This is a genomic window from Paenibacillus sp. Marseille-Q9583, assembly GCF_976954365.1.
This window is the reverse complement of the sequence record NZ_CDRJTB010000097.1, coordinates 1-17,331: the sequence shown is the minus strand read 5'-3', so window position 1 is coordinate 17,331 and position 17,331 is coordinate 1. Positions and strand designations below refer to the sequence as shown.

At 45.8% G+C, this 17,331-nt stretch carries 10 protein-coding genes; 3 read left to right on the top strand and 7 right to left on the bottom strand.

Translation table 11 applies throughout. The features are described 5' to 3' along the window. The first annotated feature begins 156 nt into the window (after positions 1-156). The 3 genes from ACWNM1_RS28275 to ACWNM1_RS28265 are packed head-to-tail and all read left to right on the top strand — an operon-like array spanning position 157 to position 3,856. On the top strand, positions 157-1,071 hold the full coding sequence (locus ACWNM1_RS28275) for an ABC transporter permease subunit (protein ID WP_449603584.1): 915 nt from the start codon (positions 157-159) through the stop codon (positions 1,069-1,071). Beyond that, positions 1,068-2,033 carry a carbohydrate ABC transporter permease gene (locus tag ACWNM1_RS28270; RefSeq protein WP_449603583.1) on the top strand — a complete coding sequence of 322 codons (966 nt, stop codon included), beginning with the start codon at positions 1,068-1,070 and terminating at the stop codon, positions 2,031-2,033. Before ACWNM1_RS28275 ends, ACWNM1_RS28270 begins: the two co-directional genes overlap by 4 nt. 41 nt (positions 2,034-2,074) lie before the next feature. Continuing rightward, the gene (locus tag ACWNM1_RS28265) at positions 2,075-3,856 is read left to right on the top strand and encodes a hypothetical protein (protein ID WP_449603582.1); all 1,782 of its coding nucleotides are present in this window, start codon (positions 2,075-2,077) and stop codon (positions 3,854-3,856) included. A 115-nt stretch (positions 3,857-3,971) separates the two neighbouring features. Here ACWNM1_RS28265 and ACWNM1_RS28260 read toward each other — a convergent pair whose 3' ends face one another. The 7 genes from ACWNM1_RS28260 to ACWNM1_RS28230 all read right to left on the bottom strand — a co-directional run bounded on the left by ACWNM1_RS28260 (position 3,972) and on the right by ACWNM1_RS28230 (position 17,321). Further along, complete coding sequence (locus tag ACWNM1_RS28260) at positions 3,972-4,760, bottom strand: alpha/beta hydrolase (protein ID WP_449603581.1); 789 nt, start codon at positions 4,758-4,760, stop codon at positions 3,972-3,974. Positions 4,761-4,777: 17 nt separating this feature from the next. Beyond that, entirely contained in the window at positions 4,778-6,310 is a 1,533-nt protein-coding gene (locus tag ACWNM1_RS28255) for a carboxylesterase/lipase family protein (protein WP_449603580.1), read from the bottom strand. Between the two features lie 132 nt (positions 6,311-6,442). Then, positions 6,443-8,695 (bottom strand): glycoside hydrolase family 95 protein, encoded by a 2,253-nt coding sequence (locus tag ACWNM1_RS28250; RefSeq protein ID WP_449603579.1) that lies wholly within the window; start codon positions 8,693-8,695, stop codon positions 6,443-6,445. A 93-nt stretch (positions 8,696-8,788) separates the two neighbouring features. Next, positions 8,789-10,216 (bottom strand): family 43 glycosylhydrolase, encoded by a 1,428-nt coding sequence (locus ACWNM1_RS28245; protein WP_449603585.1) that lies wholly within the window; start codon positions 10,214-10,216, stop codon positions 8,789-8,791. 510 nt (positions 10,217-10,726) lie between these two features. Then, positions 10,727-12,562: a UbiD family decarboxylase gene (locus ACWNM1_RS28240; RefSeq protein ID WP_449603578.1), complete on the bottom strand. Its 1,836-nt coding sequence runs from the start codon at positions 12,560-12,562 to the stop codon at positions 10,727-10,729. Positions 12,563-12,681: 119 nt separating this feature from the next. Further along, positions 12,682-13,203: a serine O-acetyltransferase gene (locus tag ACWNM1_RS28235; RefSeq protein ID WP_449603577.1), complete on the bottom strand. Its 522-nt coding sequence runs from the start codon at positions 13,201-13,203 to the stop codon at positions 12,682-12,684. A gap of 359 nt (positions 13,204-13,562) precedes the next feature. Then, a complete protein-coding gene (locus ACWNM1_RS28230; RefSeq protein ID WP_449603576.1) occupies positions 13,563-17,321 on the bottom strand; it encodes an alpha-L-arabinofuranosidase C-terminal domain-containing protein in 3,759 nt (1,252 codons plus the stop codon). Positions 17,322-17,331 lie beyond the last annotated feature (10 nt).

Sequence of the window (17,331 nt, the reverse complement as noted above, 5' to 3'; positions counted from 1 at the left end):
GTTATCAATTTAGGAATTAGAGAATTCACGTTCATCAGGAGCCATCTTAAAAATGAAAAATTCAGTTTATGAAAGGAGGAGGGCTTCTGAGCGGGTCGTTTGAGATTTACGCTGGATGCAGAAAAAAACTTTGATTATACGAAAAGGAGTGAAAAGATGCGAAGTCACAGCATGCGAAGCAGTTCTATAAGAAAATTTCTTTATATCTCGCCCTTTATGATTTTACTTGCTGTCTTTGCATACTACCCGCTCTATGGATGGGTATATGCATTTTTTGACTATATGCCTCCTATTCCGCTGTCAAAAGCGCCATTTGTCGGTTTGGAATGGTTCCGTTCCTTGGTAGAAAACCAGGTCAAGGTTGATCAACTGCTACAGGTAATCAAAAACACATTCGGCATAAGCGGGATGAGCATACTTTTCTCTTGGCTTCCCATGTTTTTTGCCATCTTCCTTACAGAAATCAAAGCCGTGCGTTTCCGCAAATTTATACAGACTGTAACCACTCTTCCAAACTTTATCAGCTGGGTACTCGTATATTCTCTTGCATTTTCCATGTTCTCAAGTGAAGGTGTCGTCAACGGTTTTTTGGGCCAGATGGGACTAATTGATTCTCCTGTACTCTTACTGCAGAGCTCGGATCATGTCTGGGTTACGATGTGGATATGGATTACATGGAAGACACTGGGTTGGTCAGCCATATTATATATAGCGGCAATTATGGGGATTGATGAATCTCTTTATGAAGCGGCTTATGTAGACGGTGCTACAAGAATGCAGGTCATCCGGCATGTGGTTTTGCCAAGCATGCTGCCGACTTATTTTGTGCTATTGATGCTCCAAATTGCCAGCTTCCTGAATAATGGATTGGAGCAATATTTTGTTTTCCAGAATGCCTTCAACAAAGACACCATACAAGTATTAGATTTATATGTATACAATCTAGCCATGGGGGGCGGCAGCTATTCCGTTTCCGTAGCTATCAGTATGCTGAAAAGTCTGATTAGTGTTGTGCTTCTCTTTTCCGTAAACGGGCTGTCCAAATTGTTGAGGGGAGAGGGCATCGTATGAATGACAACCAGTTAGAATTCGCGCCCAATGCCAAAGGAAATAACCGCCCTGTCCCCAAAATTAAAATGCAGGTCAGTACAACCGACAAATTGATTTCGGTTACGGTTTATGTCTTTTTTTCCCTCTTTGCCTTTATTTGTGTATATCCGTTTTACTCGATCATTATCAATACCATAAGCGCCAACGATCTCAGCGCAAAAGGTAAAATTGTGTTCTGGCCTAAAGGGATACATTTCCAGAATTATATTGACGTATTTAAAATACCGGGACTATGGAATGCATTTGTTGTTTCTTTGGGGAGAACGGTAATAGGCACCATTCTGACGGTCGGAGCCTCGGCCTTTTTGGGATTTATGTTTGCCCAGGAAGATATGTGGGGGAAAAAATTCTGGTACCGGTTTACCATTATTACGATGTTTTTTAATGCCGGTATCATCCCCTGGTATTTGACCATGAGATCCTTGCATCTGACCAACAATTTCCTTGCCTATATCCTGCCATCCATCGTAGCTCCATTTTTCATCATTCTTGTCAAAACGTTCGTGGAATCCATGCCGAAAGAATTACAGCAGGCAGCCAGCATTGACGGTGCCGGGATTATAACGATCTTTTACAAGGTTATCTTGCCCATCAGCAAACCGATATTAGCTACAGTCGCCATATTTTCGGCAGTAAATCAGTGGAATTCCTTTCAGGACACGCTTTTGCTCGTTACAGACAGTAAATTGTACAGTTTGCAATTTATTCTGTATAACTACATCAACCAGGCCAGCTCCTTATCCACCATGGTCAATTTGCAGAATGCCGGATCAACCGCCATGGCCAGTCTGTCCACCAAGCAAACCACCACATCCATTCGTATGACAGTAACTATTATCGTTGTCGCGCCTATTTTACTTGTCTATCCGATATTCCAAAGGTTCTTTGTGAAAGGAATTATAATTGGTGCAGTCAAAGGCTGATTTGAACGATTATGATTAATCAATCATTTGGGGGGCTGTAAATGAATAAACAAAGTAAGCTGGCAAGAAAATCTTTGCTGTTCATCGGCACTACGCTTCTTCTGGGAACGACGGTACTCAGTGGATGCAGCGGGAATTCCAACAATGCAGATACAGCAACAGCAACAGCAACAGCCACCGATTCATCCGATCCGGGTACAGGAATCGATCACAGCAAACCACTAACCATTACCGTATTTAACAACGCAGCCAATTACCAGGGAGAACAGACCGGATGGTACGGAAAGCTGATTAAGGATAAGTTCAATATCACCTTAAATATTCTAGCTCCTCAGGTGGCCGGCGATCAGCTATACAAGACAAGGTCGGCATCGGGAGATCTGGGTGACCTCCTGATCATTGATAACAGTCAGATGGAGGAATTAATCCCGGCGGGGATGATCATGGATATCACGGATAAGATCAAGAATACAGAGTATCTTTCCAAATACGTGGATGATCACTTTAAGCCCTTTAATGCTGCATTCGAAGATATAAATCCTGAAGGTAAGATTTATGGCTTGCCGACTTTTGTATCGGACACTTCCCCAACGACATTCTCGGAAGAAATCCCTTACTCCAGTCCGATTATGCCTTGGGATTATTACAAGGGAATCGGGTCTCCTAAGCTGGGCAATCTGACTGATCTGCTGAATGCACTGAAGCAGATGCAGGAGAAATATCCTAAGACACCGGACGGGAAAACGATCGTTCCGATCACCCTTTGGAAGGACTGGGACAATGGAAGTATGGAAAATGTCCGTTGGTTAGGCAACTGGTATGGCTATGAGCAGCCGGATGGAACCTCGACCATTCAGTTGAATGCCAAAGGCGATATCGTTCCGCTCGTTGACGATAACAGTATGTATAAGAAAATCCTTCAATTTTATTTTGACGCCAACCAAATGGGGCTGGTCGACCCCGACTCGCCATCCCAGGATTGGAACAAAGTCTCTGAAAAGCTGACCAATAAACAGGTTCTTCTCTTATGGTATTCCTGGCAAAGAGGCTTCTACAACACCATTGAAAGAGGCACTAAAGGCGACGGTAATGTTGCCATTCCAATATCGGATACCCACCTTATCCAGAATAGCGATGCCTACTTCGGAAACGGTAGAGTATTTGCTGTTGGTTCCAAAGCGAAAGAACCTGAAAGAATCATTGAATTCATGGATTGGCTGGTATCTCCTGAAGGTCTTCGCTACTATACCAATGGATTCGAAGGCTTCAATTATGAAAAAACAGCTGAAGGCAAGTTTAAGCTGACTGAAGTAGGACAAACCGCGTTCCAAGAAAACACCCCCGTTCCTGATGAGCACGGAGGCGGAGGATATCAAGACGGACAGAGCAAGGTCAACACTATGATTATGAGCGATTTTGTAGTAGATCCGGAAACAGGCGAATTCTACAACAACACTTACTGGAGTTCAACCATAGAGGCGAATAAGACGGCTCTCACTACGGACTGGCAGAAAACTTATAATGCCACCAATCCGACAGATTACTATCAGAAGAACAATATGATCGATATCGTACCAAATATCAATACAAGTCTCGGGTCGGATTCGTCGGACATTAAGAATAAACGAAGCCAGACCTCGGATTATGTTAAGAATACCTCATGGAAAATGATATTTGCCAAGAATCAAGCAGAATTCGATCAGCTCTGGAACAAGTTAAAGAGTGATGTGGTCGGTCTTGGTTGGAATGATGTAATTGCCGTAGATACGGGAAGAGCTCAAAAAATCGTTAAACTGCGTGAGGCTGCAGTGGCCAGCAAATAAATCTAGGTTACACATCAAAGATAAGGGACGTTCCAAACAGCCATATCAGGTCTGTTTGGAACGTCCCTTTTGTCTTATATGGCTGCAAGCAGCGAATATCCCTGTATGCAGCGAGCTAAAAAATAAGCTTGGAGAACTGATATAAGCCGTTTTTCCAGACCGGCCAATCATGGTCGCCGTTTTCCTCTACCCAGATATGCGGTACGGAATGTTGTGACAAATAGGCATGCGTCCGGTCGCTGACATTCTTGAGACTGTCCAGATCACCACACGATAGCCAGAGCAGACTAAGCCCTTCTGCAGTCTTCTGCGGTTCCGGGATCAACAGCTCGGGTAGCTTCGTATTGGGAGCCGGGGAGAATGCCCCGATCCAGGCGAAGCGGTCCAGATTGTTCAGACCAATATTAAGGGATTGTCCTCCGCCCATGGATAATCCAGCAATGGCGCGATGCATCCGGTCTGTGAGGACCGAATAATTTGCTTCGATATAAGGGATAAGATCATGAAGTAAATCCGACTCAAATGTTTCAAACGCCTGTACCTTGTCCGGAGCAAAAATATCTCCTTCTGCCCGGTCGTTCAGCATTGCCCGGCCGTTGGGAAGAACGACGATCATGGGCTTCAGCATTTGATCGGCATACAAATTATCCAGAATGATCTGTGGCTTGCCGTGAGTGTACCACTCCGACTCATCTCCACCAATCCCGTGCAGCAGATATAAAACGCTGTATTCCTGCCCAGCGGAATAACCGGGCGGCGTATATACCCTTGCCTTCCGAATGTTACCTAGCGTCGTGGAGGGATACTCTATGGTATGGATCTCCCCCCGCGCAATGCCTTCCCTCTCCTTGTCATAACCGGACGGTGCCATTTGCATCTTATACTTCTGCTGACTCTCGTTCATTGTCGCTCATTCCTCTCTTATCTATGAATAGACAGCTGCTTGAAATATTGCTCGACAAGAAATTGCATTATTTCACCCGGAGGCTCCTCCACAAATTCCGACTTATTGGCAAAAACCATGCCGTAAGGCGCTTCCTGCGTACATGGTTTCCAGAGAGGCATATCTTCACCGGTAGAATCTTTGCCATTCGGATTACCTGTGCCAATGAAATAGGAAAGATAATTGCACATTTGGCGAGCTAGATCATAATGCTTGCCCACAAAAGGCCGCCAGCATTTGGCCAGCGTCTCGAAATGAAACCAGAGATCCACCGAATGAAAGGTTCCAGGATTATCCCAGCCCGGAATCTCGGCATCAAAACTGTAATAATACATCGGGACGCTGCTGTCGGAATCGCTGTTTGCCTTAACGGCAACACGGGCTGCATATTCAATATTGTTCACGGAAGCCATACGGATCATTTCCTCCAGATTTCCTGAATCAACGGCGCATAGCTTAAGGTACTCTTCCGCTTCCCCGCCGAACAATTCAACAGCCGTTGCTTTGAATTCATCCACACTACTGGCGTTAGGAACACTGAAAAATTCGGACGCGGTATTTCCCAGCATGACTGGCACCTTATGATGCTGTCCTTGCAAAAAAAGGTTGTATGGATTGCCGATACAGTACTTCTGATCCATGACCGTTCCCCAGAACTTCCCGTATTCAAGCATTTTATCGCGGAGATATATTGCATCCAGCTCACGTGCCTCTTGCAAAGTCGACACTCCCAGATATATAAAGAAGGCTACCCCCTCCTCCTCCGCCTCTTTCAAGGTCCGATTATGCGGGGGGACCGGGCTGTTCGGGTATAGCTGAGTAAAGATCCCGCTCATAATGACGGCTCGCTGAAACAATCCATCATTCTGCGGTGAGGTCAGCTGGCTAAGTACACTTCCGCCGCCGGCCGATTGCCCTCCAATTGTAATTTGGTCAGGGTCTCCGCCAAATGCAGCAATATTGCGTTTCACCCACTGCGTACCTGCCTGCTGATCCAGATGTCCGAAATTCGCGGGAGCATGTGGCGACTCCGCAGTAATCTCGGGATGGCTCAGAAAGCCAAACACGTTCAGGCGGTAGTTCACGGTTACAACGACAATCCCCCGGCGGGCAATGCGTTCGCCGTCAAACTCCATTTCGGCCGTATGGCCGACCTGAAGTCCTCCGCCAAAATACCATACAAAAACGGGAAGCTTCTCATCGGTGCTGACAGCCGGTGTCCAGACATTCAGGTAAAGACAGTCCTCATCCATCGGAAGATCCGGATCGACCGCCCACTCGCGGCTATAAATATTATTCACATCTATGACGGTTGGGACCTGCATCGAAATAGGGGCAAAGTCATATGCTTTCAATTTTCCTTCCCAATCTCGCACAGGCTGGGGAGCACGCCAACGGTTCTCCCCCACAGGCGGAGCTGCGAACGGAATTCCCTTGAAGCTGGTAATACGAGGGTCAGCTGCCGGCAGTCCTTGAACAATACCATTTTCAACATGCACTACTCTTAACATCCCTTTACTCCCCCTATATAAAAGAGCTTACTTTTTTAATAGAAATGTCATTGAATTTCTTCCATTTCTTGAAATTTCCGAACTTCATTAGGACAAGGGGTCTATTGAACATTCTAAGTGTTTACATCATATTTATCCCTTTGATGTGAATATATAGGAGCACCCAGCTTGTCCTGTGAACGAAATGGGCGCAAGACCAGGAGCCTCTAAGCTGCAAGGACCAGAAACTGTGCAAGTCACTACCGTTTCACTAACAAGCCCCTCTGTCCAGGTAAAATCGAGGGTATATCCCCCCCTTGCCCTTAGACCCTTGACGCTTCCCTCGCTCCAGCTTTGCGGCAAAGCGGGCAACAGCATAATCTTTTCGGCGTGGCTCTGTAGCAGCATCTCGGCAATCCCCGCCGTTCCTCCAAAATTGCCATCTATCTGAAACGGAGGGTGGTTATCAAACAGATTAGGCAGCGTTGAATAATGTAAAAGAGCCCGGACGTTTGCGTAGGCCTTGCCGGCATCCTTCAATCTGGCCCAAAAATTTATAATCCAGGCCCGGCTCCAGCCGGTGTGACCGCCACCGTTTGCTAGCCTGCGTTCCAACGTCGTCCGGGCCGCCTCAGCCAGTTCCGGCGTATGCTCCAGGCTGAAGGCGTCACCGGGATATAGTGCAAAAAGATGGGAAATGTGGCGATGCCCCGGCTCCACCTCTTCATAATCCTCCATCCACTCCTGGATCTGTCCATACTTTCCGATTTGCGGTTTGGGAAGCCGCTTCAGAGCGGCAGAGAGCTCTTCGCGGAACACCTCATCCACTCCGATAATCTCCGCACTGAGGATACAGGCACCAAACAGTGCTTCTATAATTTGAAAATCCATCGAAGCTCCTGCGCAGAGTACTCCTGACTCACCGTTCGGTAGCTTATAGGTATTCTCAGGGGAGACGGAAGGGCAGGTGATCAGCCGGCCTTCGACGTCTTCCACTAAATAATCAAGTAGAAACTGTGCCGCTTCCTTCATCGTCCCATACGCCTGCGCCAGGAAATAACGGTCCTGACTAAAACGGTAATGCTCCCAGAAATGCAGGCACAGCCAGGCCGCACCAAGCGGCCAAAAGGAAGCCGGCAAGTAGGTGTCCTGCGGCGCCGTATCAGCCCATATATCCGTATTGTGATGCGCCGTGAACCCCCGGCAACCGTACATGACTCTGGCCGTGACCCTCCCCGGTTCCCTCATCCGCTCAACCAGATCAAACAAAGGCTCATGGCATTCAGCCAGATTGCAGATTTCTACAGGCCAATAATTCATTTGCGCATTGATATTGATCGTGAACTTACTATCCCATGCCGGAGTGAAGCTGTCATTCCAGATCCCCTGTAGATTTGCTGGCAAGGAGCCTTGACGGCTGGAAGAGATCAGCAGATAGCGGCCATACTGAAAATAGGTCACAATCAGACCATTATCCTCCTCCCCCTTCTGAAACCGCCTCAGCCGCTCGTCGGTCGGTAGTCCACTCTGGTGCAGGTTCTCCGTCAGCATCAGCTTAACCCGTCCATACAGCCCGCGGTAATCTGCGATATGCCGGGCCAACAGCTCTTCATAAGGAACCTGACTCAGTTCTACCAGCCATCTTTTAGCATAAAGTTCCGGATCGGAATATCGAAACGAGGTCCCTGCAGCAAGCAGCAGCGTAACCGAGCTTGCCCCATCCACAAGCAAATACTCGCCGACGGTGCGGCAAAGACCGTCTTCTGTGACTGCCTTCAGAACAGCGGTAAAGGAGCTGCCCCCTTTGCCGCCGCAATCCCCATTCATAACCAGACCGCTATTTTGCCATTTTTTTGTCTTCTCCAGATATCTCCAGTTGTGGCGGGTAAATCTTGCCTTTAAGGACAGTCCATCCTTATTGTCGGTGGAAATTCTTATGACAATGGCCTGATCCGGATAGCTAGCAAACATTTCACGGGTATAACCCACCTCTCCGATTCGGTACTTCATTCGAAAAATACCTTGCTCCAAATCCAGCTCTCTCCTGTATTCTTCGGTAGACTGATCGTGGCCGCCAAAGGATAGCTGCAAATCACCCAGCGGCAAATAGTGCCGCTGCGCTTCAGGCAGTCCCGCCATCGACATCGCCGCCAGTTCTTCTGCCTCCCGCAGCCTTCCCTCCATAATCAGCTTGCGAATCTCGGGCAAATGAGGCAGCGCGTCCTCGTTATTACGGTCACGCGGACCGCCGTACCACACGGAATCCTCATTTAGCTGCAATTTTTCTTCGGCCGTACCGCCAAAAATCATGGCACCGAGCCGTCCGTTTCCTATCGGCAAAGCCTCGTTCCACTCTCCGGCAGGTTGGCTGTACCACAATCGCTGACTGCACTCCGTGTCTATCATAATTGGCATACTCCTTTAAACTTCTACTTTGAAACCAACGATAAATCGGGATTAACCCAGATCTGTCAGCACCTTGATCAAATCCGCCGTATGTTATTCCAAAGTAAATGAAGCCAGACTAACGCCACCATTACCGGTATATGTAAAATACAATGCTTGTACACCATCCGGAATAGCCACATCAGTAGCGTATTCCTTCCAAACATTTGTAAAGCCTACCGGGATCCGTCCGAGAGCCGGACCGTCCCACGACGTTTTGACTTCAAACGCACCCTGGCCATATCCGCGCACCTTGATTTTCACTCTGGTGACTCCCTCACACGCGAAATATTTAAAACCGGCGGTAGCTGAATCCGTCATATTGGCGATATAACCGATCTCCTCGTCGCCATCCCTGCCGTCTTGGGTAATCTTCGGGAACCGGCTGTCCATCCATGCTCCGATACGACCGAAGCCTCCGGTATACATTTCCTCATCTTTGCAGAACAAATGACAGGCCAGGTATGTCGGATATTCCCCCCGGCCTTCAAGTGGCCCTCCGTTTGAACCGCAGGATGTGATCTCCACCTGGGGAATGGTGCCATCCTCGCGGAAATCTATCCTTTCGATACAGCCCTGCCGGCAGAATGCCGTTCCATTGGTATGCCGGTGATAAAAAACATACCATTCTCCATTGATCTCCACGATGCTGCCATGGTTATTGCCCCCATAATACATTGGCTGGTCCGCCAGCTTATATGTATCGATATGAAGATCACAATTGCTTACAATGACTCCCTGGTATGTGAAGTCTTTGGTCGGATACTGGCTGGTCGCATAGCACAGCTCATGCATCGAGATCGAGGAATAGATAAGGTAATAAGTATCTCCCCTTTTGCGGATGGAAGGAGCCTCAAAAAACTCATAACCTTCGAATCCGCTCCCTTCGCTGTATGGCTGGCTCGGTGCAACAAATACAGGCTCTTCGATAATCGTGAGCATATCCGGACCAAGCACCGTTACCATTGCGCCGTGTCTGGATTTATCCCCAGAGGCACAGAATCCGGTGTACAGGTAGGTGTTCTCTCCTTCGGTCAGCACGCCTGGGTCAAACTGCGGTTCGTCATCTTCTCTTTCCCCTAAGCGTGTTCCATCGGCATATTTTACATAACCGTAGAACTCATACTTACCGCCTGGAGAATCGCAGACAGCCACCGATACTACGGGAACCTTGTCAAGTACATAGTAGAGATAGTACCGCCCGTCCGGTCCAACGGTAACATCGGGAGCATACAGACACATGCTTCCTTCACGGTTAAGCGGATCATCTGTTGTCTGATAGATTACACCCTCATACCGCCAATCGCCCAGATTGTCCTCCGGCGCAGACCAGCAAGCATAGTCATTCAAGCAAAAAGCGTGTCCATTAAAACGGTCATGCGATCCATACACATAAACTCTTCCTTCGAAAACATACGGCTCACCATCAGGGATATATTCCCAAGACGGGAGGTACGGATTTAACCCTTGTTTTTTTGCCATCATATTTCACCCTTGTCGTTTATTAGTTTTATCTGTTTATGCAAGCACAACCACTTGCGTGGAGAACGAAAAATCATGCATGACTTACCTTGCCTTGTAAGACAGTGGATCTGACAGAATAGACTGATATGGATTTAACCGCTTTCAATATGAAATTCGTTATTAGTTTAGATTATCAGTCTCATATGATTGTGCGCTCTATTCTTAAAACATCACTCTTACACAGTCTGTCCTTACAGTATAGAGAAGCGGTCTAACCGAAGTCCATGACATATAGCCACTTAACATTGATCTTTCCTAAGATTATAGCTGATGTTCCGTAATCCAAGTGAATGTGAGAAGAGGCTGGCACAGAACCGCTCAACTATTCCGAGCAGGTGAGAATCATTTTTCGCACCTGTGTGCATAAGGGGAAGACGGACGAGAGCATCGACATTCATATGAGTAAAATCATTTTAAAAAATAGCAAAAAGACCTCCTTGGGTTCCCAAGAAGGTCGATGAAACAACTTTAGATTTTAACGCCACTTAAACTGCCGCCTGCAACAAACAATCGTTCAATATGCTTTTGAACCTCTGGATCCGGAACTAAAGGTGGAGCTTGGTGAGGTTTTACACGCGCATCAATCATCACGTTGTCACATGACCAATGCTTATACTCCGTAGAACTGTTCACCCCATAAATATCATGAGAAGGATTACTCCGTGTGAACGTCGCCCAGAGGAAATTCTCGATTTTTTCACTTAAGAACTCGCTATCATCACATACAATAATCATCGGACAAGATGGGAGTGCTCCCTGTTCTTGAATCGCTTCGCTAAGCTTGTTCATTTCCTGCGCTGCTTCAGCGTAAGTAGTGAATTTAGAGCCTCGAAGCGCCACTAGACCCGGCATCACCATCTTTGCATGTCCAAATCCCTGTAGTTCTTCAAGTATGCCAGGAACCTCTGTACATAGCTCTCTTTTCTTCTCCCCAACCGCAGCGAAAATCACCTTACTTCCGCTGTTTAGTCCTGTACCGGAATAATCCAGGGTATCAATCGTTGTATTCGTATAGAAATGAATATCTCTGCGAAGATTAATGCGCTCTAAAATATACGTCAAGAAATCCTCAACATTATGTGTGCTGATAGGTTGTTTCTCTTCGGCTGTAATAAACAAGAATTTAGCTAAACTAAGCTGACCTGTGCCTAATATCCGATTCGCGATCGTAAGAATCTCCGCTGGCTGCTTCACTTGTTGATAAGGTGTATAACGTTCACTACCAATCGCAAATAGAAGAGGATGCACCCCTGCAGCATCGACTGCGTGAACTTCTTTAACGCCAGGGATTTCTTGGCGAATTGCTCCACCCGTTAGTTCATGGATTAACTCACCAAATGCAGTATCCTCTTGTGGCGGTCTACCGACAACCGTAAAGGGGAAGATGGCATTCTTTTTAGCGTACACTTTATGTACTTTCATAACTGGAAAAGGATGCACCAAGCTGTAATAGCCTAAATGATCGCCAAAAGGTCCTTCCGGCTTCGTCTCACCAGGATGGATTTCCCCTGTGATCACAAAATCTGCATCATTACTAATGCAATATCCATCTACATAGCTATAGCTAAAATGACGTCCCGAAAGTAAACCGGCAACGATCATCTCACTCATCCCCTCTGGCAAAGGCATTACAGCCGATAACGTATGAGCTGGAGGTCCGCCGATAAAACAGCTCACTTTAAGCGGTTCTCCTTTTCGATTAGCTCTTTCTTGATGCACGCCGATACCGCGGTGAATTTGATAATGAATGCCAACCTCTTTATTGAGTTCATAATCATTACCATTCAATTGAACACGGTACATCCCCAGATTGGAGTTCATAATGCCCGGCTTGTCTGGATCTTCGGAATATACCTGCGGCAAGGTAACAAAAGCGCCGCCATCCTCCGGCCAATGTGTGATCAGCGGAAGATCAGAAATGCTAATTTCCTCAAAACCACTTGGCAGACCCCCTGGCTTTTTAATAGGCAATGCTTTTCTGGCGGATAATCCTGTCCCTACATATTTAAAAGGATTCTTAAGTGCTTTCATAGGATCGTTACGAAGTGCAATTACGTTATGTGTGGAGTTCCAAGTACGCCGAAAAATAAACTTACTGCGCTCAATCGTTCCAAAGAGGTTAGATACGGCACGAAATTTCGAACCTTTTACATTTTCAAATAATAATGCAGGCCCACCGGCTTCATAGACCTTCAGGTGAATTGCGGCCATCTCCAGATAGGGGTCCACTTCTTCACGAATACGAATCAAATGTCCATGCTTTTCTAAATCATTAACACACTCTTCTAAATTACTGTATTTCATTTCATTACTCCGATCTCTAGAAGGTTATTACAAGATTTCTTGGATGCTTCAATTATACCCTGTAACTTATTAAAATAAAGCGAATAAAGCGATTCCCTATGTACTAGGACACCCTGCTGTTATCTTGTATGCTCAGGTTTGGGTTCATCTCGCAAAATATTTCTAGCAGGGATTCCTACTGCCGAAGCATTATCCGGCACATCCTTAACCACGACAGACATAGCACCGATATTAACATCATTCCCCAGCGTAATCGGACCTAGAATTTTAGAGCCTACTCCAATAAACGCTCTGTCTCCAATCACTGGCTCGCCTAAGTTATTTCTCCCTCCAATGGTCACTTGATGAAAAATAGTAGCGCAATTGCCAATCACCGCTTTAGGACTAATGATAATGCCATTTAACCCATGCGGTAAATGAAGCGCATCACCAATTTGAGCCTCCGCATGAAGCTCTCCATTAGCAATAATTCGAACAAACAGCACATCCATAATTCGATATAGGAGCCACAAAGGTTTGCGGATCAGGCTACCTTTCACCCGATAATACACCCAATTTCCAAAACGATAAGTAAACAAAGCCATAATCGTTTGTGGATTTTTTAGATTTGCTTTCCAGTCCGTTTTGAATGATTTCATCATTGTATCGTCCTCCTATTCGGGGCAAGATATGAACTATATTCTCGTGAAATGAAAGCATTAGTGTGGCAAGCATAAACGCCTTCGGCGTCCTTAAAGGACGGTAAGCGTTTAAGCGAGAAATAGAAGGATGATGTATAGCGTGAAGCTTATACTTTCTTATATTTTGAAAAAATATTCTGGGAGGATCGCAGGATGGAGAGTCATTCGGGTGATTGTGCTTTCACCAGTGTATGTTAGATTCTGAGATTCATCAAGAAGTGGACAGTTCCCCCTATATAAACATCAACCGATTACAAGCCTTCCTAAACAACAACACGCGCCGAAGTATTATCGGCGCGCGCTGAATGCTATCTTTTCTATTAAATAAGATCCAGAACAATCACGTTCACAGAATGTGCAGCTAGATTTACAATTGCAGTGTCTTTATCAAACCTGATTTCCGTTTCAACTGGAGTAACCTTCTCATCATTCTTTCTGTTCACATTAGGTGTGTGAACTAGCGAAGCGTCGCCCGTTAAAGTAATCCATTTACCGGTAGTAGCTACGTTTAAGCCTTTCAGATCAAGCTTCGTTGCTTTCACTACACGATCCGCATTCACAAGCTTCACATAGAGATGCTTATCATCTTTAGTAACGGAATTGTATACTTCTCTGTTATACGCTTCGAGCTTATAATCAAGCACTTTGCTTGTTGTCTTGCCATCTGTGTAAGAGCAAATCAAATGCTTGCCATCTGCTCCACCATAATTAACAGTGATGGTATATTCCGAATGATCCGCTAGCTCTTCATAGCAACTAGCTCTTAGGTTACCCGCTGCTGTACTAGAGGAATAATCGCCGAGAGTATAAGCCTCAATCCCTTGCTTGTACACCTTGACTCCTGTAGCATCGCCATTATAGCCAATCGCATATTCGATAACATCTTTATTTTCCGGTGAAATGTCTGTCAGACCTGCACCTACATAGAAGCCATCTTCGCCGGAAGCTTTTTCAAGAACGACCTCTACTTTATAATTAGTCCACGCGTCATTGAGAATATACAATCCATTCAGCCCGCTGTTCTGTGCCTTCAAGACTAGACCTTTGGAAGGATCAATCGTATACCCGGCAGAACCAGGAATGACTTTCCAAGCTTCATGCAGCGGCTGTGTAAAATCTTGCTCTAACATAACGCTGCCATCCGTATTCGAAGTAACCTTCACCCGCTTCACAACTACAGATGCTTTTCCGGCAGCCACTTCAATTCCACCGTGAGGAATAAGGTCTACCTTTTCCCCGTTGCGATAGGTCGAGAACGATGTGCCAACCACTTTGGTGCCGAGATATTTAGCATACAGCTGTTGAACATAGTAGTTCGGCGTGTACCATACAGTTTCATCATCGAACCAAATGCAATCTGGTGTCCATCTATAAGTGCCATCTGTCAGTACCTTATTGAACAAAGGTGCCGTTGCAGCCAGTCTAATCACATCAGAGTTATTCTCGAAGCTGGCCATGATCGCCGCCTCAGCAATTGCTCCTGCCAATGTATTTTTATCTGTCGAAGCATATTCACCCACAAAAACCTTCGAAGTTTCAGCCTCGTCCAAGCTGCCGTCTTCTTTATAAGCTCTGTAATAATAATTGTACCGATCCGCATTCTCTAATAAATACTCGTTGGAACGGTAGTAATGCTCGTCCGCAATCGTATCCATGTAGTTTTTTTGTTTCTCATACCAGGTAACCGTCTCTTCAATACTCGATGTTCCATCCGTGAAGCTGATCTGTTCCGAGCCTTGTAGATTTCCGCTTAGGAATTTCCAACCTTGTTGATAGGCATCATCATCTGCTTGTGCTCCAACCGTAGAAAGAATGGTCAGTTCATGATCAGGGTAGTTTTTCACCATATATTCATCAATTGTTGTTTTAAAATACTCGAAGTTGGCAAAAAACTCTGTGCCCCAGTTTTCATTCCCCACACCCAAGTAACGCAGGTCAAACGCTGCTTCATGGCCCATCTTTTTACGCAAAGCGGCCCACTCGTTATTGTCAAAATCCATGCTAATCGCGAAATCAATCAGATCCGTAAAGTTCTTCACATAATAATCTCTTAACCCACCGCCAGCTGGATTCGCATAATCCGAACGAGCTTGACACAGCACGCCGCAGGCCATAACCGGAAGTGGTGTTGCATTCAAATCTTCGGCTAATTGAAAATATTCCATGTATCCAAGGCCCATAGTCATCATGTAGCCCCATACATTATAGTTCTCTTTGCGAAGCTCAATATCGTTGACAGACTCTTTCCAATCGTACACATTCTCCCAAATGTGAGAGCCTTCAGAAATACAGCCCCCCGGGAAACGCAAGAATGTTGGATGAAGATCGACGAGTGCATTCACTAAGTCTTTTCGCAATCTATAGTTGGAATTTCCTTTATAGTTAGCATAAGCTGTTGCAGAGCGTTCTTCTTCCCCAGCACCCCAAACATCTTCCGGCATTAAGGAGACCATATCAATGGAAATCTCACCGTTAAAGGTTAAAGCAAGCTGACCAAGTACAGTTTCAGATCCTGTTAATACAAGCTTAGACTCTACACCATACTTCTTCCAGTTACCGTCACCGTTCACCTCAACTACCGTTGTATCACTAATGGCTTTACCATCTTTGTCGAGCAATTGCAGGGTGATTGTTCCCGCTGCCTCTGCCTTCGCCCAAATCGTGAAGTTATACTTAGCATCCTTCTTAATAAACATCGAGCAGTGCTGATTGGAATCCGCAAACCCTCTATTATTAATAGTGGCGCCATCCGCCACTGTCACATAATGGGCGTTCATATCTTTATCTTCGATTCCGAAGAAATCGTTTAATCCACCTTTATTGTGAACCGTCATTTTGTCCGTGTCACCAGACCATGCATGCAGAGGTGTATAATTTCTTCCCGTTGAAGTCCCGTGCACACCACATACATGCGAATAGCTGTCAAAAGCAAATGACTCAAAGGAACGATTCTGCACTAACTCTGCATAAATTCCACCATCTGCCGCATTATTAATATCCTCATAGAAAAGGCCATACAGAACTTCGCTAACATCCAAAATCTCATGGTTTCCATCGATTGTTAAGGTGTAAGGTGGCAAACCTTCTGGAAGTACAGACACAGTGAAGCTCTTTTCTACTGTACTATTACCTTTTTTCAAAACCGCTGTTAGCGTTACACCTTTAGCAGAATGGACGGTTTTATTCACAACTCCCGCATTAGAAATAATTGCTGAGTCACTGGATACCCAGGACACGTCAACTTTTCCACCCATGAGCGAATCTGGTAATTCGATATCTTTGGTGATGATTGAACTAGTGAAGGTTAAATATTTATCTTTTGCGAGCTTAACGATCTCTTCATCTGTCAAAGATTCACACATAATCTCAATGATTTCGTCCTGCGTTAATCCCGCTTTATATACACGGAAGTCCGAGAGAGAGCCGCCAAAATCTACATCTGCAGCGAACTGGGACTTGCCGATCGTATTGTTACTATAATTTACTTGGTCCTCAAATGTAGCAAACCACGCACGTAACTTAGCATATGTACCGCTAGAAGTCTGACTGATCATTCCATCTGCAACGATCTCACCATTGACATAAATTACGGGTCCCGCACTGCTAAGTGTTCCACCTTTTGTTCCTGTTACTGTAAACCCGACATGCACCCATTCACCAGCAGCAAAGGATCTCCCAGGATCTGCGACTAAATCTTCTCCTGCAAAGCAAGTTCCCCGGAAATTTCTCGTTAAAAAAATATAGGGTCCTGTCTCACCTTTGCCGAAATCGAACAGTCTTTCCCATAAGCTCCCACCAGTACTTACATGCATCCAAGTCGAGACAGTAATACCCGTTTGGTCGCTGACTTCTTTAAGAAGATCATCCGGCAACGAAATATAGGATGTGCCATGTTCTCCACCCGCTAACGAAACAGCTCTTCTACCTGCTACAGTCTGAATGGTTGGCAGTTTAGTCCCTAAAGCGGTTCCATCATTCCCATTCCCGGAGCAATCCTGACCCACATGATCGGGGTTATCAAACTTATAATGCGCTATCAAGTTACCATGAATAGATTTATTACTGTTGTCATTGTTCATAGAAGATCAC

What these genes read in the sequence shown, in the direction of transcription:
- ACWNM1_RS28245 (WP_449603585.1), bottom strand. Translation starts at nt 10,216, where the DNA reads ATGGCAAAAAAACAAGGGTTAAATCCGTACCTCCCGTCTTGGGAATAT.
- ACWNM1_RS28235 (WP_449603577.1), bottom strand. Translation starts at nt 13,203, where the DNA reads ATGATGAAATCATTCAAAACGGACTGGAAAGCAAATCTAAAAAATCCA.
- ACWNM1_RS28275 (WP_449603584.1), top strand. Translation starts at nt 157, where the DNA reads ATGCGAAGTCACAGCATGCGAAGCAGTTCTATAAGAAAATTTCTTTAT.
- ACWNM1_RS28250 (WP_449603579.1), bottom strand. Translation starts at nt 8,695, where the DNA reads ATGATAGACACGGAGTGCAGTCAGCGATTGTGGTACAGCCAACCTGCC.
- ACWNM1_RS28265 (WP_449603582.1), top strand. Translation starts at nt 2,075, where the DNA reads ATGAATAAACAAAGTAAGCTGGCAAGAAAATCTTTGCTGTTCATCGGC.
- ACWNM1_RS28255 (WP_449603580.1), bottom strand. Translation starts at nt 6,310, where the DNA reads ATGTTAAGAGTAGTGCATGTTGAAAATGGTATTGTTCAAGGACTGCCG.
- ACWNM1_RS28260 (WP_449603581.1), bottom strand. Translation starts at nt 4,760, where the DNA reads ATGAACGAGAGTCAGCAGAAGTATAAGATGCAAATGGCACCGTCCGGT.
- ACWNM1_RS28270 (WP_449603583.1), top strand. Translation starts at nt 1,068, where the DNA reads ATGAATGACAACCAGTTAGAATTCGCGCCCAATGCCAAAGGAAATAAC.
- ACWNM1_RS28230 (WP_449603576.1), bottom strand. Translation starts at nt 17,321, where the DNA reads ATGAACAATGACAACAGTAATAAATCTATTCATGGTAACTTGATAGCG.
- ACWNM1_RS28240 (WP_449603578.1), bottom strand. Translation starts at nt 12,562, where the DNA reads ATGAAATACAGTAATTTAGAAGAGTGTGTTAATGATTTAGAAAAGCAT.